A 16506-nucleotide genomic window follows, 5' to 3' on the forward strand; every position below is an offset into this window, starting at 1 on the left:
GTGGCGGCTGCGCCAGCGCGCTGGTTCAGCCCTCGTGGCGGTGGTCGTGATGTTGCGGCTGCGCCGACGGATGCGGGCGTTGCTGGTGCATATCGGCCTGATGTGTCGGAGCGGCGCGCGGCGGGACGAAGGACGCCATCCGCTGCATGTGCTGCTGCGGCTCTGCCTTCATGACCGGGCGCGGTTCGTAACGCGGCTGCGACTGCTGGGCATGTTCCACACGCGGCAATGCTGCGGATGCGAATTGCTGATGGGGCGGCAGCTGCCGTTGCTCTTGCACAAGCGGCTTCCATTGCGCAGGTTGGGCTTGCGCTCGGAACTGGCTGTCGCGGGTGTCGCGGCTCGCGAATGCATCGTGCGGCGGCATGCCGGCATGTGCGCGGGTGGCTGCAGCTGCTTGCTCCTGCGCTGCCCGCGAACCTGGGTGCATCTGCGCCACGCGCTGCTGTGCGGCCTGCAGGTCATTCACCCGCGCAGGCGCTGCAGCCGATGCGAATGCCGGCGCTTGCACGCGCGGCGAACGCATCCCAGAGGGCAATGGCTGCATCGGACGGGCCGCAGTTATCAGGGGCCCAGCATGCGGCGACTGCGACGCGTTCAGGGCTACCGGGCGGCCTGGCTGCAGCATCTGCGCACTGAAATGCGGTGCTGCCAGATGCGCATAGTCGGGCGGGCGATGCAGCTGGGCGGGCGAGGGCGCCGGCGTGGTGGCTCCTGCAAACCCACCAGGCCCACGTGCGTTGGCAACCGTTGCCGGTAGAGCGGCCACCTGCGCTGCGTGGAAGCTGGCCGGAGACATCCCGGCCGCAGGCGCGGATGTCGGATTGGACCAATGGCGCCGATCCTGATTCACATAGGAGCGCGTATCGATATAGGTATTTCGGTTATTGATGATGGTGGTGCGCGGCGCATAGACATGGTTCTGGTAGACCACGTAATGCGATGCGGCCGGCGGCGCGTTCCAATCCACACCCCAGCTGTTCCAGCCCCAGCGGTGCCAGACAGGCGCCGGCTCGACCCAGCCGAACCAACCGTGATGGTGCTCGAGTGCGCCGCCCACCAACACGCCGACGCCGAACGACACCAGGCCGGTGGTGACGACGTCGCCTTCGTCGTACCGGCGGACCGGGCGGTAGCGATACTCCCGATAGACATCGACCGGCGTGCCGTAGACCACGCCGGGATCGTAGCGCGGTACGTACACCACGTCCGGCTGCGCTGGTTCGATGGTGATCACCTGCGCGGGCGGCGGGATGCGGCCCTCATCCAGAATGGGCGTCACCACCACATGGCGCGCCACCTGCACCTGCTGTTGCGGGGTACTGCGCAGATGGCCGCTGGCCTGAGCGCGTTGGCGCATGATCTGCACCGCGTTGAGCACATCGTTGGGGTCGTGGGCATAGGCATCGCCGAGCGCACGCGTCCAATCCAGATTGCCGGCCAGTTGGGCCACCACATCAGGAAAGGCGGTCAGTGCCTTGATACTCGGATCCCACGATTGCGACACCGTGGCCTGCGCGCGATCGGCAGCACTCAAATCGCTATTGCTGCGTAGCCATTCCTGCGCAGTGGCCACTTGATCGGGATAGACCGACGCCGCCAGCGTTTGCGCCAGCAACTTATCTGGAAACAGGGCAATCGGCGCGACCAATTGGTAAAGCTGGTCCGCCGTGGGCGGCGTGTAAGCCGGCGTTGCCATCGCGCTGGGAGGCGGCGGAGGCTCGGCGGCGGCCGGCGCCGGTGAGTCAGTACGTTGGCACCCGCCAAGCGCGATCAGTCCGGTGGATGCGATCGACAGCGCCAAGGCAAGGCGCCCTTGTGACCATGTGCGTTGCATACGGCACCTCGCTGTGTGCGCGTTGATGACGCGCGTACCATGCGCCGGTTTGAATGTCTGGAACCTTTCTAAAACTGCGCTTCAGTCGACCAGGCGCGACGGTGTTCAGCAGAAGTGCGGGAAGCCATCTGCCACGAAGGTGCGCCGAAACGCACGCGGTTGATTTCAAGCAGGCTGCGCGCATCGACTCGTCATCGACAAGACAGCGATGGTGTCGCTGAAGACGGCTGTCAGCCCCTGGCGCAGCAGACTTTGCGGCCAGGTCATCATGAGATGCCAGCGCACGACGCGCTTCACGGCGTTGCGAAGCGGAACAACACCAGGCTGATCGCCAGCGTTCCCATGCCCGAGACCAAGCCGTACACGGTCTCGTGACCCTGGGCGTAACGCTTGGCAGCCGGCAGTAACTCGTCCAGTGCCAGAAACACCATGACCCCGGAGATCAGCCCGAACACGGTGCCGAAGACCGCGTCCGAGAGCACGCTGAACAAGGCCAGATATCCGATGCCTGCACCGACCGGTTCGGCCAGCCCGCTGAGCAGGCTGGCGCCCACCGCATAGAACTTGTTGCGCGTGGCGAAATACACCGGCACCGCGATCGCAATGCCTTCGGGAATATTGTGGATGGCGATCGCGAACGCCAGCGGCATGCCGACCGCCGGGCTTTCGAGCGTTGCGAAGAAAGTCGCCAATCCTTCCGGAAAATTGTGCGCGGTGATCGCGACGGCGGTCATCAGGCCAACCCGGCGGATATAGGCCCGGTTGTCTTCGCGAAACTGCGGATCGTCGCTGGACAAACTCTGGTGCGGATTCGGCACCAGGCGGTCGATCACCATGATCAGCAGCATGCCGCCCAGAAAGGTCAGTGTGCCGAAGGTAAAGCCGAGCTTGTCGTTGTAGGCCTGGGAAAACGCGGCGATCGACTTGTTGAGGATCTCGGTGAGCGACACGTACACCATTGCGCCGCCGGCGAAGGCCAGACCGAACGCCAACAGCCGCGGATTGGGCTTTTTGGCGAACACCACCATGAGGCTGCCGAGCCCGGTCGCCAGCCCGGCGGCCAGCGTGACCGCAAGCGCGATCCAGAGATTGTGCGATGACACTGCAAGCATGTGGCGCGACGTCCTGGTGGAATGAAGAACTTCCTGCGGAGAGCGTGGCAACTGCAGCTCGCGAGATACGCACGACCTCCGGGGAAGCAGGATGGCCATGCCGCGATGACGAAGACGTGGTGTTGAAGACGAAAAGTAGCGCATCTGCGCCAGCGTCACCCAGGCGCGAAACTCAAGCGCGCCCGAACAGGGCGCTGGCGCTCATGCATTTGTGCCGGTGCGCTCGTGCCGTGCAGAAACGAGGCGTCAGCGACCTGCGCGGTCCTCAGCCGCCGCGGCGTGCGCGTTCCTCGATGGCGAAACATTCGTTTGGACGCGGCACCGGCGGCTTGAACGAGACCGGCACCTGGATGGTCTGCGACACGGCCTGGCCATTGCGGGTGGCAGCCTTGAACTGCCATTCCCGCACGCGCTTCTGGGCCGCTTCGTCGAGCACGGGCTGGCCGCTGCTCTGTGCCACCGACACGTCGGTGGGGGTGCCTTGAGCGCCGACCACGACTCGCAGCACGGTGGTGCCGCCGATACCGGCGCAGGCCAGCTGCGGCGAATATTCCGGCGGTGGCGTCTTCAGGGCAGCCAGTTCGGTGGGCGCGACGGTGGGAGCAGAGGCCTGCTGTGGCGACTTGCCGCAGCCGCCAAGGCCGGTGGCGACGATGAGACCGGCGAGCGCAGCGCGATACATGTTCATGCAGTGATTCCCTGATCGTAGAGCTGCGCGGTCTTGGCCGCGCAGATGAAGTCGTTCTCGCTCAGCCCGCCCACGTCATGGGTGGAATAGCGCACCACGACGCGGTCGTAATGCACGCCCAGGTCGGGGTGGTGGTCTTCGCGGTGGGCGATCCAGGCCAGCGCATTCACAAAGGCCAGGGTGCGGTAATAGTCGGCGAAGCGGAACGTGCGCGTGAGCGCCATGCCGGCCTCGGCCAGCTCCCAGCCGGGCACCTGCGGCAGCAGCTCGGCCAGGCGCGCCTCGCCCAGCTTGTGGTCGCTGCCTTTGCGCGGGAGGCAATGCGCCTGCTCCAGGGGAATCAGATCGGTCATGACGGTCTCGCAGGGGTGGCGGACGGTGCGCCCACCAGGATCACGGTGTTCCATGAGCGAGGGCGCTTTGAGCGGTAGAATAACCCGCATGATCCAGATATCCGACAAAGCCCAGACCTATTTCCGCAAGCTCATCGAACGCGAGGGCGTGCCCGGCATGGGCGTGCGCCTGAGCGCGGTGGATGCGGGCACCCCGCGCGCCGATGCACGGCTTGAGTTCGCCGAACCGGCGGACCTGAGCGGCGACGAATGGGCGATCGACTGCGACGGCTTCACCTTGTATGTCGTCGCCGCCAGCGTGCCCTGGATGGATGGCGCCGAAATCGACTACGTCACCCAGTCCACCGGCAACCAGCAGCTCACCATCAAGGCGCCCAAGATCAAGGGAGAAGCGCCCGCAGAGTCGGCTTCGATGGTCGAGCGTGTGCGCTGGGTGGTGGAAAACGAGATCAACCCGCAGCTGGCATCGCATGGCGGACGCGTGGCTGTGCAGGAAGTCTCCGCCGAGGGCGTGGTGTTGCTGCGCTTCGGCGGCGGTTGCCACGGCTGCGGCATGGCCGACGTGACCTTGAAGCAGGGCATCGAAAAGACCCTGATGGGGCGCGTGCCCGGCGTGACTGCGGTGCGCGACGCGACCGACCACGCCACCGGCGACGCCCCCTACATTCCGCGCGACAGCGCGGCCTGATTCCGCACCACCGGTGACAACGGCTGCCGATCTGCTGCAGGCACTGCGCGCGCGCATGCCCGGCAAGCTCATTGTGGATCGGCGCACCGGCCTTCCGTATGGCTGGGGCATCTGGATGGGCAACCGCAAGCACGTGGCTGCGCCATTCAACGACGACCAGGTCATGGATGTGCTGTTGGCGCGTGGGCAGCCGGCCCGGGGCGGTGTGGCCGGCGTCTCTCTCCTGTCGCCATTCCAGGCGTTCCGCAGCCTGTGGTGGCAACACTGGGACCCGCGCCCGAAGGATCAGCGTCGGCAGCACTGGTTGGCGATGCTTGGCAGCTTTCTCATCCACCTCGGGTTTATCGCGCTGCTCGTCTGGGTGGTCACCGTGCGCTGGGCGCCGGAGGAAACCACGCCCGGCGACGATTCGCGAGTCCGCATGACCTTGATCGGCGATGGGGCGGAGGAGCAGGGCGGCGGGGAAGGGCAACCTGCGGCTGAGGCATCGACGCAGGCGGCTGCAGCTGCGGCGTCTTCGCCAGCGCACGCGGGTGCATCGGCGGCGAAAAGCGAGCCAGCTCCATTGTCGACACCGACACCGACACCAGCGCAGCCAGCGGCCGATCCTGTCGAGCGCCCCGACACGGCCCAGGCACCGGAACATGCGCCGGAACCGGTGCAAGCTGCCAGCGAAACCGTCGCCGCGGATATTCCGCAGGTGACGGTACAGGTGCCGTCGGTGACGATCGAATCGCCGCTGCAGGTCACCGAAACCCAGGTCGCCACCACCGACTTTGTCGTACCACCGCCGCCAACGATCACGCTGACGCCGCGTGCGATCGAACGCGCAGCACCGCAGGTCGAGGTGCGTCAACGCGACATCCAGACGGTGACCGAACGTCCGCAGGTGCGCGAACTGCAACGTCCGGCCACGGATGTAGCGATGCGCACCGCCACGGCCCCAACGGTGCGCGAGCGCGACATCGTCATCCCCGAGCGCCCGCAAATCGCCGCGCCGGCTGCACGCCTGCGTGAGATCTCGCCGACGGTGCGCATGCCTGACGTCGCGGTGCGTCCTGCAGAGCTGCCGAACGTACCGGATCCGACGCCTGCGCCAGTGGCGACACCTGTCGTGCCAGCGGCGCCTGCGCCTGCGCCTGCGACTCCCGACCCGCAGCCGGCCACCGTGGCGGCGCCATCCGCGCAAGCAGCCGCGCAACCTGCGCAGTCGCGGGCCAGTCCTGCTCAGTCCGAGCGTTCCAGCAGCGCGGCGGCCGCTGCATCGTCGCCCGTCAAGCCCGCCGCCAGCAGTCATGCCGGCCCGACGCCTGCCGATCGCAGCGGCGGGTGGGACGTGGCCGCCAACGCCGACGACTGGAGCAAATCCGACCGCAATCGGCAAGGCGACACGACAGGTGCCAACACCCAGCGCAACGGCATGTTCAATGCCGATGGCAGCGTCAAGGTGGCCACCGGAACCGGTGATGCCGGCAAGGCGACAGGTGACCGCGGACCACCAGGCAGTGAGACCGATACCTGGACCCGCGACCAGATTGCGCAGGGCGGCACCTGGCTTAAACGTCCGCCGTACGGCTACACGCCGACATCGCTGGACAAGTACTGGATGCCGAACCAGACGCTGCTGCAGGAGTGGGTGCGGCGCGGCCTGAAGAAGATCGAGATTCCGATTCCGGGCACGACCACCAAGATCAGTTGCGTGGTGTCGCTCCTGCAATTCGGCGGCGGTTGCGGCCTGAGCGACCCCAACCTCAACGATCAACCGGCAACCGCACGCCCACCACCGGACGTGCCGTTCAAGCGGGAGCTGCAGGAAGACAAGGGCGCGCTGCCCCATAACGGCGGGTGAGCGTGACGCACGATGAGGTGCGGCGCTGTCTGCCTGACCGCAGAGATTCGGTGCCTGCGACCCTTCACTCGACGGTGTGCTGGCTCGTCTCGGTGCGCCAGCTGGATTGGATTTCGCAGTGGCGATCCAGTGCATTCGGCCTGCGATCAGCGCAATTTAAAGAAAGTAGGGCAGGCAACTTCGAGCCCGCTGGAAGTGGTCGCTGACGCAAGATGCGGATCGTAGCCTTCAGGGCCTGCTTGACTAGCGACCGCCTTGGAATGTGAAGGTGAAGCGTGCCGCAGCGCGTGCGGCGGTTTCCGGGGCGATGGGCGGGGGCGTGGCATCCACCAGCGTCAATATCCCATCGGCAATCGGGACCGGGATGCCTAATGTGAGGTCAACCTGTTTTGACCATCCGCCACCCAGGACCGTCGCACTCACGATCAGTCGACCTTCCACGATGCATCGAACATCGGCAGGGCAGCGGCTGTCTTCCACCACTCGATCTGGCCGCACTCTGGGACCATCGACCGCCGCAATCTCCCCTAGGCGCACAGGGCCTTCAATGAGATGACCCGTCGCCCGGGGCGTTGTGGCGCATCCGCCAAGCGACATGACGGCGAGCACTGCCAGAGGCAGTAAAGGGACGCGATGGAGGTCATCCTTGCCGACGTTCATCGTCTGGCGTGATTGAGGGTGCGGGTAGCCTTGGAGCGATGCGCGCATTTGTCGACTTCCTTCAGGTGAAACCGCGGTCACGTCTTCGGCCAGCCACTGCTTCAGCGTCAGCGTCTTCGCGCGCCGTCCATCGGATCCACGGGCCTGCCAGCATGGCACTGCACGAGCCGAGGCGGGTGAGCATGCTGGCCCATGGACGCACATCGCCGCTATGTATAATCAAATTGTAATTCCTCCATTGCCAACCGGTGTGTCGCGCCCCGATACTGGCGCTCGCAGCGACTTCAGGAGGAGCCGGCGCTGACGACTCTGCAGCAATGGATCTTGGATCAGATCACCTATCGAGATGGGTTCTTGGCAAATCCACCGCTGCAAGCCATCGTTTACGTGAGCGAGGTGCGTCGTCCCATGTCGATGGGGGAGGTCGACCGACTGCTTGTCTCTTCCAGTGCACACAACTCGCTGGCCGCCATCACTGGTGTCCTGCTCTACGACGGCGATCGATTCTTCCAGTATTTCGAGGGCCCACCTGCCGGAGTGCAGCACACCTATGATCGCATCAAGCGGTCTTCGCGCCATCACCTGATTGCGGAGGTCTACAACGGTTCCATCGTCGAGCGTTACTTTCCCGACTGGCAGATGGCGTGCCGGAAAGTGCTCCCCGGGTCGATCGTCGAGCTCAGTGCGCAACGCTGGTCGCGCACCCGCCTTGCGCTGTCGTCTGCGGGAAACAAGCCAGAGCCTGTGTGCCGGTTGCTGGAGTTCTGGGAGGGGGCCATGCCGCCGGCAGCTGATGTATGACCAGGCGCGCGTAAACGGGCTGTCGCATCGCCAGGGCGCCCAGCCTGGGAGATTCCTGCAGCTGGCTTGCGTGCGCCATGCCTGCAGTGCTCTTGAGGCAAGCGATATCGAAAGCGACGCAGAGCGTTATTTTCGGCGAATAGCAAATAGCGAATAGCGAGCACTCTGTATCAGGCAGGCGCGTCGCGCATCCGGTTCGCTCGCATCACGGTGCAGTGCACTAGGCGTTGAATGGCGATGCCAAGGCCATGGCACACACTGCATCAATCAACAGACGGTCAAGGCATGCGCACGTTGCGGGATTTGAAAGAGGAACTGTCGCGCTTCGGGGCCGACAACGATGCGGTGGAAACCGCGCGTGGCAAACGCATGTTGAATATCACCCCAGAAACCGGCGAACTGCTCGCCCTGCTCGTGCATGCGACGGGGGCGCGGCAGGTGGTAGAGGTGGGCACTTCGAATGGCTACTCCACGCTATGGCTGGCCGAAGCTGTCATCGTCGTCGGTGGACACGTCATCACGCTGGAACATGCCGAGGACAAGGCCGCCCTGGCGGCTGCGAACTTCGTGCGTGCCGGACTACGGGCACACATCACACAGGTGCTGGGCGATGCAGGCGCATGGTTGGAGACTGTCGACGATGGCAGCGTCGACCTGTTGTTCTTGGACGCGGACCGCGGTGCCTATGCGCGGTGGTGGCCGCAGCTGCGCCGTGTGCTCAAGCGCGGTACTGGCCTGTTGGTGGTGGACAACGCCACCTCGCACGCGACGGAGATGGCAGCTTTCATGCAGGCTGTCCGTGCCGACATATCCTTCCGATGCAGCGAGCTGCCGGTCGGCAACGGACAGTTCATGGCAGTGCGCGTCGCAGACTGAATGGCTAGCGGCGTCCGCACGGCGGCTAAGTGCTCGATGATTCCAACCGGTGCTGTTGCGTGGTTGTTCTGCTGAGGGGCAGTCCGTCGATTCTTTGCGGCTCGAAGCGACATTCGGTAGCACGATCGATCATCCGTCTCGGATGAGTCCGGTGACGACGCGTCGCAAAAACTCTGTTCGCTGCCCTTAAACGAACGCAGACACGGCGTGACATTTCTTACGCGCGGTATTGCGATCGGTGCTGATTGTTGAAGCCACGCTCGCATCGTCGACTCGCGTCCCTCGCCAAGCAGCCAAGCACTCTTCCCATCCGGCTGCGGTCGCGGTGAGGGAATTGGTCATCGGCTCACTTGGGATTGACGAGCGATCGCCTAGGTTGAGCTATGTATCAATCAGCACTCGCCCGCGACGATCTGCCGGGCACACCTTCGATATCGCCAAGTCCAGCGCTCGCGCAATGCGTGCGTGAGTACTTGCGACTGACGCCGCAACTTCCCAACCCTGGCGCAGGACGCACGTACGCTCGCTGGCAGGCGCTGAGCAGGCTGGGCGCTGCGAGCTTGCCGCTTGCCAAGGTGCTGGAAGCGCACTACGACGCGGTGTCGATTTTTTCCGAGGCCGGCCAGCCATTGCCTTCGAATGGAGACGTGTGGGCAGTGTGGGCAGCGGGTGGGCCGCATGACACCGTGACGTATGAGGCGAGCTCAAGCACCGTGTCCGGTATCAAACCGTGGTGCAGCGCAGATTTGGACGTTGTGACACACGCACTGGTGACCGTCAGAAAAGGTGATCGGCAGCCGCTTGCCGCAGTGACGCTAGGGCGGGGATGCTTCGAGCTCGATGCAAGTCAGTGGCACGGACCAGGCATGCTCGGCATTCCAACTGGCAACGGCCATTTCGCGAGTGCGCCGGCAAGTTTGCTGGGTGAGCCGGAATTCTATTTGCAGCGGCCGGGTTTTTGGCATGGCGGGGCAGGCATCGCGGCCTGCTGGTATGGCGCCGCCGCAGCCATTGCCGAGCATGTCCGCCGCTCGTTACGCGTGGCAGGCAACCCCTTTGCCGCAGCACACCTGGGTGCCATCGACGAACAGCTGACGGGTGCACGGCTGATGTTGCAAGACCTGGCGAATGCGATCGACAACGCTCCAACCCAAAGCCATCAACTGGCTGTCATTCGGTTACGGAGCGTAATGGATCGCATCTGTCGGGACGTAATCGAACGCGCCGCCTTGGTCCTGGGGCCTGCCTCACTGTGCTGCGATGCCGTGCACGCGCAACGGTGCGCCGACCTGGCTGCCTTCATCCGCCAGTCCCACGGCGAAAAAGACGAGCAGTGGCTGGGGGAGCAGCTGCACGCACGCGAGGTCAACCCATGGCTGCTGTGAGGGGCGAGCAGATCGCAGGGCAAGGCGTCAGCGAACAGCGCTGGCATGCATCGCGTCAGTTGAATGCGCTGCTCACCAGCAGCCTCGAACAGTTGCTGGGCACCGCGACACGTGTGGTGGTGGTTTCTCCGCATCCCGATGACGAGGTGCTGGGGTGTGGCGGGCTGCTTGCGATGGCGATCGCATCGGGAAGGCAGGCCCTGATCGTTTCCGTTACCGATGGCGAAGCGGCCTACCCGCAGGACGACGCATGGCCGCCCGCGCGGCTAGCAGCTGCGCGTCGTGAGGAGTTGCGTGATGCGCTGGCGCGCCTGGGCATCGATCCATCCAGCATCGTCAGGCTGGATGCGGGAGATGGCCAGGTACGTGCGGGAGTCGACGCACTTGGCGCGCGGCTGGCCGATCTGCTGCAACCACGCGACGTGGTGCTGGTGACGTATGCGCGCGATGGACACCCCGACCACGAAGCTTGCGCTGATGCGGCGAGCAACGCAGTTGCACAATGCGGAGCGCGGTTGATCCAGTTTCCGATATGGGCATGGCACTGGGACGACCCCGACCACAGTCAGATGCTGGCATCGGCCACGCGTCTGGTGCTTTCTGCCGATGCTTACGCTGCAAAGATGCAGGCGATGTCCGCGTTCAAGACGCAGACCGGTCACCTCACGCCTGCGCTGCGCAATCCCATCCTTCCCGACTGGGCGCTGGCCAGGTTTCAGCGCGACTTCGAGGTCTTTCTCCCATGAACGCCCAGGCCAACGCCGATTATTTCGACAGCATCTACCGGCAGCTCGATCCGTTCGGCTATGGGACGCGTTGGTACGAAAAGCGCAAACGCGACATCCTGCTGGCAACCTTGCCTCGGCAGGGATTTGCACGGGGATGGGAACTGGGGTGTTCCAACGGCGAAGCAACCTGTGGACTCGCTGCCCGCTGCGAACGCTTGCTGGCAACCGATATGTCGGCAGCTGCGGTGCAACAGGCAAAGCAACGCGTAGGAGAGCGAAGCAATGTCGAAATCGTGCAGGCTTGCCATCCGCAGCAGTGGCCGGAGGGAAGTTTCGACCTGATCGTGCTGAGCGAGATCGGCTACTACCTCGCCGCGTCCGAACTCGACGAGCTGATCGCGCATCTGCAGCAGGCGCTTACGCCGGAGGGACTATTGGTGGCCTGCCACTGGAAGCATCCTTTCGAACAGGCACATCAAGATGGAATCGCGGTCCATGCCGGTATCGCCCGACTGCTCACCTTGCCGCTGAGTTATCGCTATGAAGACAGCGATTTCCTGTTGGAAGCGTGGACCGCGCAACCGTTGTCGGTGGCGCAGCACGAAGGCTTGCGATGATCGCCGTCATCATTCCGGCGCATAACGAGGCCGAATGCATGGCCGCCTGCCTCGCATCGGTCTTTCTCGCCGCGTCGCACCCCGAACTGCGCGAGCCTGTGGAGGTGATCGTCGCAGTGGACCGTTGCACGGATGCAACAGCAGCGCTGGCACAGGCGTTGGGCGCGCGCGTGATCGATGTACCCGTTCCCGGAGGCGTCGGCATTGCGCGGGCCGCAGCAGCCTCCAAGGCCATTGCACTGGGCGCCGATTGGCTGGCCGTGACCGACGCTGATTCCCGCGTTCCCGCCGATTGGCTGGTTGAGCAGCGCAGGGCCGACGCGGATGTGTTCTGCGGTGTCGTGCAGGTGGAGGATTGGCTGGACTATTCCGATGAAGTGCGTTGCAGGTTCGAGCAGACCCAGGCAACTGGACAAGGCCATGGTCGCATTCACGGCGCCAACCTCGGTGTGAGCGCCGCGCTCTATCAACAATGCGGTGGGTTCCCTGCCGTGACCTGCAGCGAAGACGTTGCGCTGGTGCACGCGCTGCAGGCGATCAACGCGTCGATCGCCTGGTCGCCACGCTCGGTGGTGTGGACCAGCGCCCGCAGGCAGGCACGGGCAATTGGCGGTTTCTCGGATTTTTTGAAAAAGCTGGAAGCCTCGACCTGTGTGCCTGCGTAGACGGTAGCGCAACGCTTGGAACTGTCCTTTAGGATGTCATGGCCATGCCGCTTGTATTTGATTCGCTCAGCAGATGCCCTTCAGCCAAAAGGGGCTTCGCTTCAACGACTGCAGGGCTACGGTCTTGCGAGACCGCGATTTGAGTTGCATCCGCGCCGTGTCCATCGCCGCAGTTGAACCACGGCATCTGGCCAACTAATGCCTGACAACTGCTAACCGGCTGTCGACCTCATCTGCACGGGGCGTGGACGAAGCGTGCGCCACCATGCCGAACCGACACACAAGGTGCGACATGGCCAAGCCAACGTTGTTCTTCCTGCATGCCCTCGGCGCCAGCCGGCATGAGTGGAGCCATGTCATCGCACAGTTAGGTACCCGCTTCGACTGTATTGCCCTGGACATTCCTGGATTCGGCGATGCGCCTGCGCTGAGCCACTGCAACACGAACGCGCTTGTTGACTGGTTTAGCGCTGAAGTCATCAAGCGGCAACCGGCATGCTGGTTTGCAGTAGGGCACAGCATGGGCGGGAAGATCGCCACCTTGACGGCGGCTCGGGCGCGCGACGGTGTGGCGGGCCTTGCCGGTTTGGCGGGCGTGGTGCTCGTTGCCGCGTCGCCCCCGGCACCCGAACCGATGCAGGAGTCGCGGCGCCGCACCATGCTTGCCTGGTTCGAAACAGGGCAGCCTACGCGCATGGAGGCTGCACAATTCGTGGATGCCAACTGCGCCGCTCCGCTGCCTGATGAACGCAGGGACGCCGCGATCAACGACGTTCTGCGCACCGCCGCCAGTGCATGGATGGCATGGCTCACCCGCGGTAGCCGCGAAGACTGCACCGCGCAGGCCGGGTGCATCGGCGTGCCGGCAGTGATTGTCGCAGGTGGCCAGGATGGCGATCTGGGCGAGGCTGCGCAGCGGCGCTTGAATGCGCCGCACTACGCGCATGCGCAGCTCGCCATCGTGGCCAACGCCGCGCACCTGATTCCCTATGAGCAGCCGCAGGAACTGGCGCAGTTGGTCGCAGCGCACGTGCACCGCTGCATTGAGAACTGCCTGCCTGAGGACTTCATTGCCCTGCTGAACTCCGAGCGCGTCGCGCCGCGCATGCGCAAGACCTTGCTCGCCCGACACGCGGGTCCACCGGCCTCCGGCAAGGGCGTGTTGAACCCGCGGCAGATGAACGTGCTCGCGGCCGTGGCTGCACGCGTGCTGGATGGCGCGGGCGATGCGGCGCAGATTGCGCGGCGTATCGACCTGCAGCTCGCAGAAGGCGCGGGAGATGGATGGCGGTACGCAGACTTGCCAGACGATCGCCTGGCGATTGCGCTTGGCCTGGATGCACTCGATTCACTGGCCGGGGGTTTTGCCGAACGGTCGGCAGAGGAACAGGACCGTTGGCTGCAGGAGATCGCGTACGCGGTGATGGGCAACACCTCTGCGCACGACCTGGATGCTGGGCAACTGGCGCATTGGTTCGAGGATGTACGTGCCGATGTGGTGCGCACCTGGACCAGCCTTCCCGCCACCATGGCCGCGCTGGGCTACGACGGTTTTGCTGTCGGCAACGACACGGGCAATGGCCCCGTGGGCTATGTAGAGACGGCAGCGGGTCGGGATGAGCACTGGCAATTGCGTGCGCCCGAGACTGCCCAATGAGCAACGCTGGTGGTCAGGACAGCGTCGATGTGGTGGTGGTCGGCAGCGGAGCGGGGGGAGGCCCGCTCGCAGCGCGGCTTGCGCAAGCCGGCGTTTCGGTGGTCGTACTGGAAGCCGGCGCGGCATTTACGCCGGATTCGCACATTCCCGATGAGTTGACCACCGGCATCTATTGGATGGACGAGCGCCTGAGCGGTGGGCAAACGCCCACTGCGTTCGGGCCGAATAATTCGGGCTCCGGGCTCGGTGGTTCGACGTTGCATTGGGGCGCTTTTTGTCCATGGCCGGACAAGCGCGATCTCAGCCTTCTGACCCAGACAGGGCAGGGCACCGACTGGCCGATCCCGCATCATGAGTTGGTCGCTTACGTTCGTCGCGTGGAGACCTTCATCGGGGTCTCCGGTCCCATGCATTATCCGTGGGACCCCGAGCGCAGCTATGCGTATCGGCCACCACAACGCAATGCGTCGGCCACGGCCATGGAACGCGGTTGCGGCGCACTTGGCATCCGGACCACCGATGCACCCGCCGCGTTGGTCACCAGGCCGCATCAGCAGCCGCATTGGGGCCAGCGTGCGGCTTGCAACAACTGTGGTGCCTGTCACCAGGGCTGCAGCAACGCCGCCAAGGTGAGCGTGGACATCACATGGCTGCCGTTGGCCAAAGCGCATGGTGCGCAATTGCGCACCGACAGCCGGGTAGTCGATCTTGAACGCGACAGCCACGGCGCAGCGACTGCGGTGACCTATCGCCAGCATGGGCAGGAGTATCGCCAGCGCTGCAGCACCGTCTTCCTGTGCGCAGGAGGTGTGGAGACACCGCGCTTGTTGCTCAACCTGGGGCTGGCCAACTCCAGCGGGCAGGTGGGGCGCAATTTCATGGCGCACGTGGCGACCCAGGTGTGGGGTGAGTTCGACGCAGACATGCGCATGAATCGAGGGTATCCATCTTCGCTCATTACCGAAGACATGGTGCGCCCGGCGGATGCCAGCTTCATCGGCGGCTATCTGGTGCAGAGCCTGGGCGTACAGCCGGTCACGCTCGCGAACACGCTGGCGCGCGGTGCCGGCCTGTGGGGCAGGGACCTGGTCGCAACGCTGCTGCGCTACAACCGTCTGGCAGGTATCGGCATCAATGGCGAATGCCTGCCGCAGGACGCCAATCGCCTGACCTTGTCCGACGAACGGGACGCCTTCGGGCAGCGCAAGGCGCGCATCGATTTCAGTTACGGTCCCAACGAGCAGGCCATCGACGCCCATGCGCGCGCATTGCTTCAATCGGTCTGGCAAGCCGCAGGCGCCCGCAACATCTTCGCGGCTGCGCGCTCGGCGCATACGCTCGGTACCTGCCGCATGGGGACCGAACCTGCACAGGCCGTGGTCGATCCAGATGGCCGCACCTTCGACGTGCCGAACCTCTACATCTGCGACAACTCGGTGTTTCCCAGCGCACTGGCAGCCAATCCGGCACTGACCCAGATGGCACTCGCGCTGCGCACCGCAGAACGTTTCCTTGCGCGCTAGCAGCACTGCGCCACCACGTACTCAACGACCAGGAGCTCAATATGGATCTCGGAATCAAACAGCGGATCGCCCTCATCAGTGGCGGCGACTCCGGCATGGGCAAGGAGACTGCGCGCCAGCTGCTCGAAGCCGGCGTGCGCGTGGCGATCACCGATCTTCCCAATGGCACGCTCGACCAGGCAGTGGCCGAGTTGTCCGGCCTGGGGGAGATCATCGCCATCGAAGGCGATGTGACGCAGGAACAGGACGTCATCCACATCTGGACCCAGGTGCGCGCGCAACTGGGGGAACCGGATATCTACGTCAACGCCGCCGGCGTCACCGGCGATTTCCTGGAGGTCAGCGATGCCGGCTGGCTCGAAACGCTGGACATCAACCTGATGGGCGCGGTGCGCATGTGCCGCCAGGCCATTCCTGCCATGCGTCGCAAGCAGTGGGGGCGGATTGTGTTGTTCGCGTCCGAAGATGCAGTGCAGCCGTACGTGGATGAGTTGGCCTACTGCGCGTCCAAGGCCGGCATCCTGAGCCTGGCCAAGGGGCTGTCAAAGGCCTATGGCGCCGACAATGTATTGGTCAACACGGTGTCGCCCGCGTTCATCGCAACGCCGATGACCGACAAGATGATGCAAAAACGCGCACACGAGAACGGAACCAGTGTCGAAGAAGCCATTGCCTCGTTCCTGGATGAAGAACGCCCCGGCATGGCGCTGAAGCGGCGCGGCCGGCCAGAGGAAGTGGCCTCCGTCGTCGCATTCCTGTGCTCGGAGCGCGCAAGCTTCATCAACGGCGCCGGCGTGCGCGTGGACTCGGGCTCGGTATTCACCATCGCTGGCTGAGGCGGGCGGCGCGGTGCAGCGGCAAGTGAAATCAAAGAGAAGCACGAACAATATTTGACATAATATACATTATGCGAAGCTCCGAACTGGATCGTCAAAGCGCCTGTGTCTACCAGGTGTCTACAGGGTGTCGACACATCCGGGACCTTTTCACCGGCTGGGCCGCTCAATAAGAGCTCCGTTGTCCTCGATCACCGCACGACCTTCGCAGCTGCAGCCGGCCGACCGCCG

General features: G+C 64.5%; 16 protein-coding genes. 11 read left to right on the forward strand and 5 right to left on the reverse strand.

Going from position 1 to position 16506, the window contains the following annotated elements:
• Nucleotides 1-25: 25 nt before the first annotated feature.
• The 4 genes from AMD14_RS11185 to AMD14_RS11200 form a co-directional block, all read right to left on the reverse strand.
• Nucleotides 26-1837: a DUF3300 domain-containing protein gene (locus AMD14_RS11185; RefSeq protein WP_045714579.1), complete on the reverse strand. Its 1812-nt coding sequence runs from the start codon at nt 1835-1837 to the stop codon at nt 26-28.
• Between the two features lie 293 nt (nt 1838-2130).
• Entirely contained in the window at nt 2131-2949 is an 819-nt protein-coding gene (zupT, locus tag AMD14_RS11190; protein WP_003489216.1) for a zinc transporter ZupT, read from the reverse strand.
• A 265-nt stretch (nt 2950-3214) separates the two neighbouring features.
• Nucleotides 3215-3637 (reverse strand): energy transducer TonB, encoded by a 423-nt coding sequence (locus AMD14_RS11195; RefSeq protein ID WP_005931423.1) that lies wholly within the window; start codon nt 3635-3637, stop codon nt 3215-3217.
• Nucleotides 3634-3990: a 4a-hydroxytetrahydrobiopterin dehydratase gene (locus AMD14_RS11200; protein WP_003489213.1), complete on the reverse strand. Its 357-nt coding sequence runs from the start codon at nt 3988-3990 to the stop codon at nt 3634-3636. Before AMD14_RS11200 ends, AMD14_RS11195 begins: the two co-directional genes overlap by 4 nt.
• Nucleotides 3991-4078: 88 nt before the next feature.
• Here AMD14_RS11200 and AMD14_RS11205 point away from each other — a divergent pair, with 88 nt between their 5' ends.
• Together AMD14_RS11205 and AMD14_RS11210 are read left to right on the forward strand one after the other, a co-directional pair.
• Nucleotides 4079-4678 (forward strand): NfuA family Fe-S biogenesis protein, encoded by a 600-nt coding sequence (locus tag AMD14_RS11205; RefSeq protein ID WP_003489210.1) that lies wholly within the window; start codon nt 4079-4081, stop codon nt 4676-4678.
• Between the two features lie 13 nt (nt 4679-4691).
• A complete protein-coding gene (locus AMD14_RS11210; RefSeq protein ID WP_040107617.1) occupies nt 4692-6527 on the forward strand; it encodes a hypothetical protein in 1836 nt (611 codons plus the stop codon).
• Between the two features lie 243 nt (nt 6528-6770).
• On the opposite strand, the gene AMD14_RS11215 is transcribed toward AMD14_RS11210, so the two are convergent.
• Complete coding sequence (locus AMD14_RS11215; protein ID WP_040107618.1) at nt 6771-7187, reverse strand: hypothetical protein; 417 nt, start codon at nt 7185-7187, stop codon at nt 6771-6773.
• Nucleotides 7188-7508: 321 nt separating this feature from the next.
• Here AMD14_RS11215 and AMD14_RS11220 point away from each other — a divergent pair, with 321 nt between their 5' ends.
• The 9 genes from AMD14_RS11220 (at nt 7509) to AMD14_RS11260 (ending at nt 16275) form a co-directional block, all read left to right on the forward strand.
• Entirely contained in the window at nt 7509-7988 is a 480-nt protein-coding gene (locus tag AMD14_RS11220) for a BLUF domain-containing protein (protein ID WP_040107619.1), read from the forward strand.
• Between the two features lie 285 nt (nt 7989-8273).
• Nucleotides 8274-8864, forward strand: coding sequence for an O-methyltransferase (locus AMD14_RS11225; RefSeq protein WP_015463181.1), 591 nt, complete (start codon nt 8274-8276; stop codon nt 8862-8864).
• 866 nt (nt 8865-9730) lie between these two features.
• Nucleotides 9731-10249 (forward strand): acyl-CoA dehydrogenase family protein, encoded by a 519-nt coding sequence (locus tag AMD14_RS11230; protein WP_015463182.1) that lies wholly within the window; start codon nt 9731-9733, stop codon nt 10247-10249.
• Nucleotides 10237-10995, forward strand: coding sequence for a PIG-L deacetylase family protein (locus tag AMD14_RS11235; RefSeq protein WP_015463183.1), 759 nt, complete (start codon nt 10237-10239; stop codon nt 10993-10995). The genes AMD14_RS11230 and AMD14_RS11235 overlap by 13 nt, the downstream gene beginning before the upstream one ends.
• Nucleotides 10992-11594 (forward strand): class I SAM-dependent DNA methyltransferase, encoded by a 603-nt coding sequence (locus AMD14_RS11240; protein WP_003490411.1) that lies wholly within the window; start codon nt 10992-10994, stop codon nt 11592-11594. Before AMD14_RS11235 ends, AMD14_RS11240 begins: the two co-directional genes overlap by 4 nt.
• Nucleotides 11591-12259: a glycosyltransferase family 2 protein gene (locus tag AMD14_RS11245; RefSeq protein WP_040107620.1), complete on the forward strand. Its 669-nt coding sequence runs from the start codon at nt 11591-11593 to the stop codon at nt 12257-12259. Before AMD14_RS11240 ends, AMD14_RS11245 begins: the two co-directional genes overlap by 4 nt.
• A gap of 292 nt (nt 12260-12551) precedes the next feature.
• Complete coding sequence (locus AMD14_RS11250) at nt 12552-13916, forward strand: alpha/beta hydrolase (RefSeq protein ID WP_015463185.1); 1365 nt, start codon at nt 12552-12554, stop codon at nt 13914-13916.
• Nucleotides 13913-15439, forward strand: coding sequence for a GMC family oxidoreductase (locus AMD14_RS11255; RefSeq protein WP_011051350.1), 1527 nt, complete (start codon nt 13913-13915; stop codon nt 15437-15439). Before AMD14_RS11250 ends, AMD14_RS11255 begins: the two co-directional genes overlap by 4 nt.
• A 41-nt stretch (nt 15440-15480) precedes the next feature.
• Entirely contained in the window at nt 15481-16275 is a 795-nt protein-coding gene (locus AMD14_RS11260) for an SDR family NAD(P)-dependent oxidoreductase (RefSeq protein WP_011051351.1), read from the forward strand.
• Nucleotides 16276-16506: the final 231 nt, after the last annotated feature.

It is taken from the genome of Xanthomonas citri pv. citri (assembly GCF_000961215.1).
In the GTDB taxonomy this organism is placed as follows: domain Bacteria; phylum Pseudomonadota; class Gammaproteobacteria; order Xanthomonadales; family Xanthomonadaceae; genus Xanthomonas; species Xanthomonas cissicola.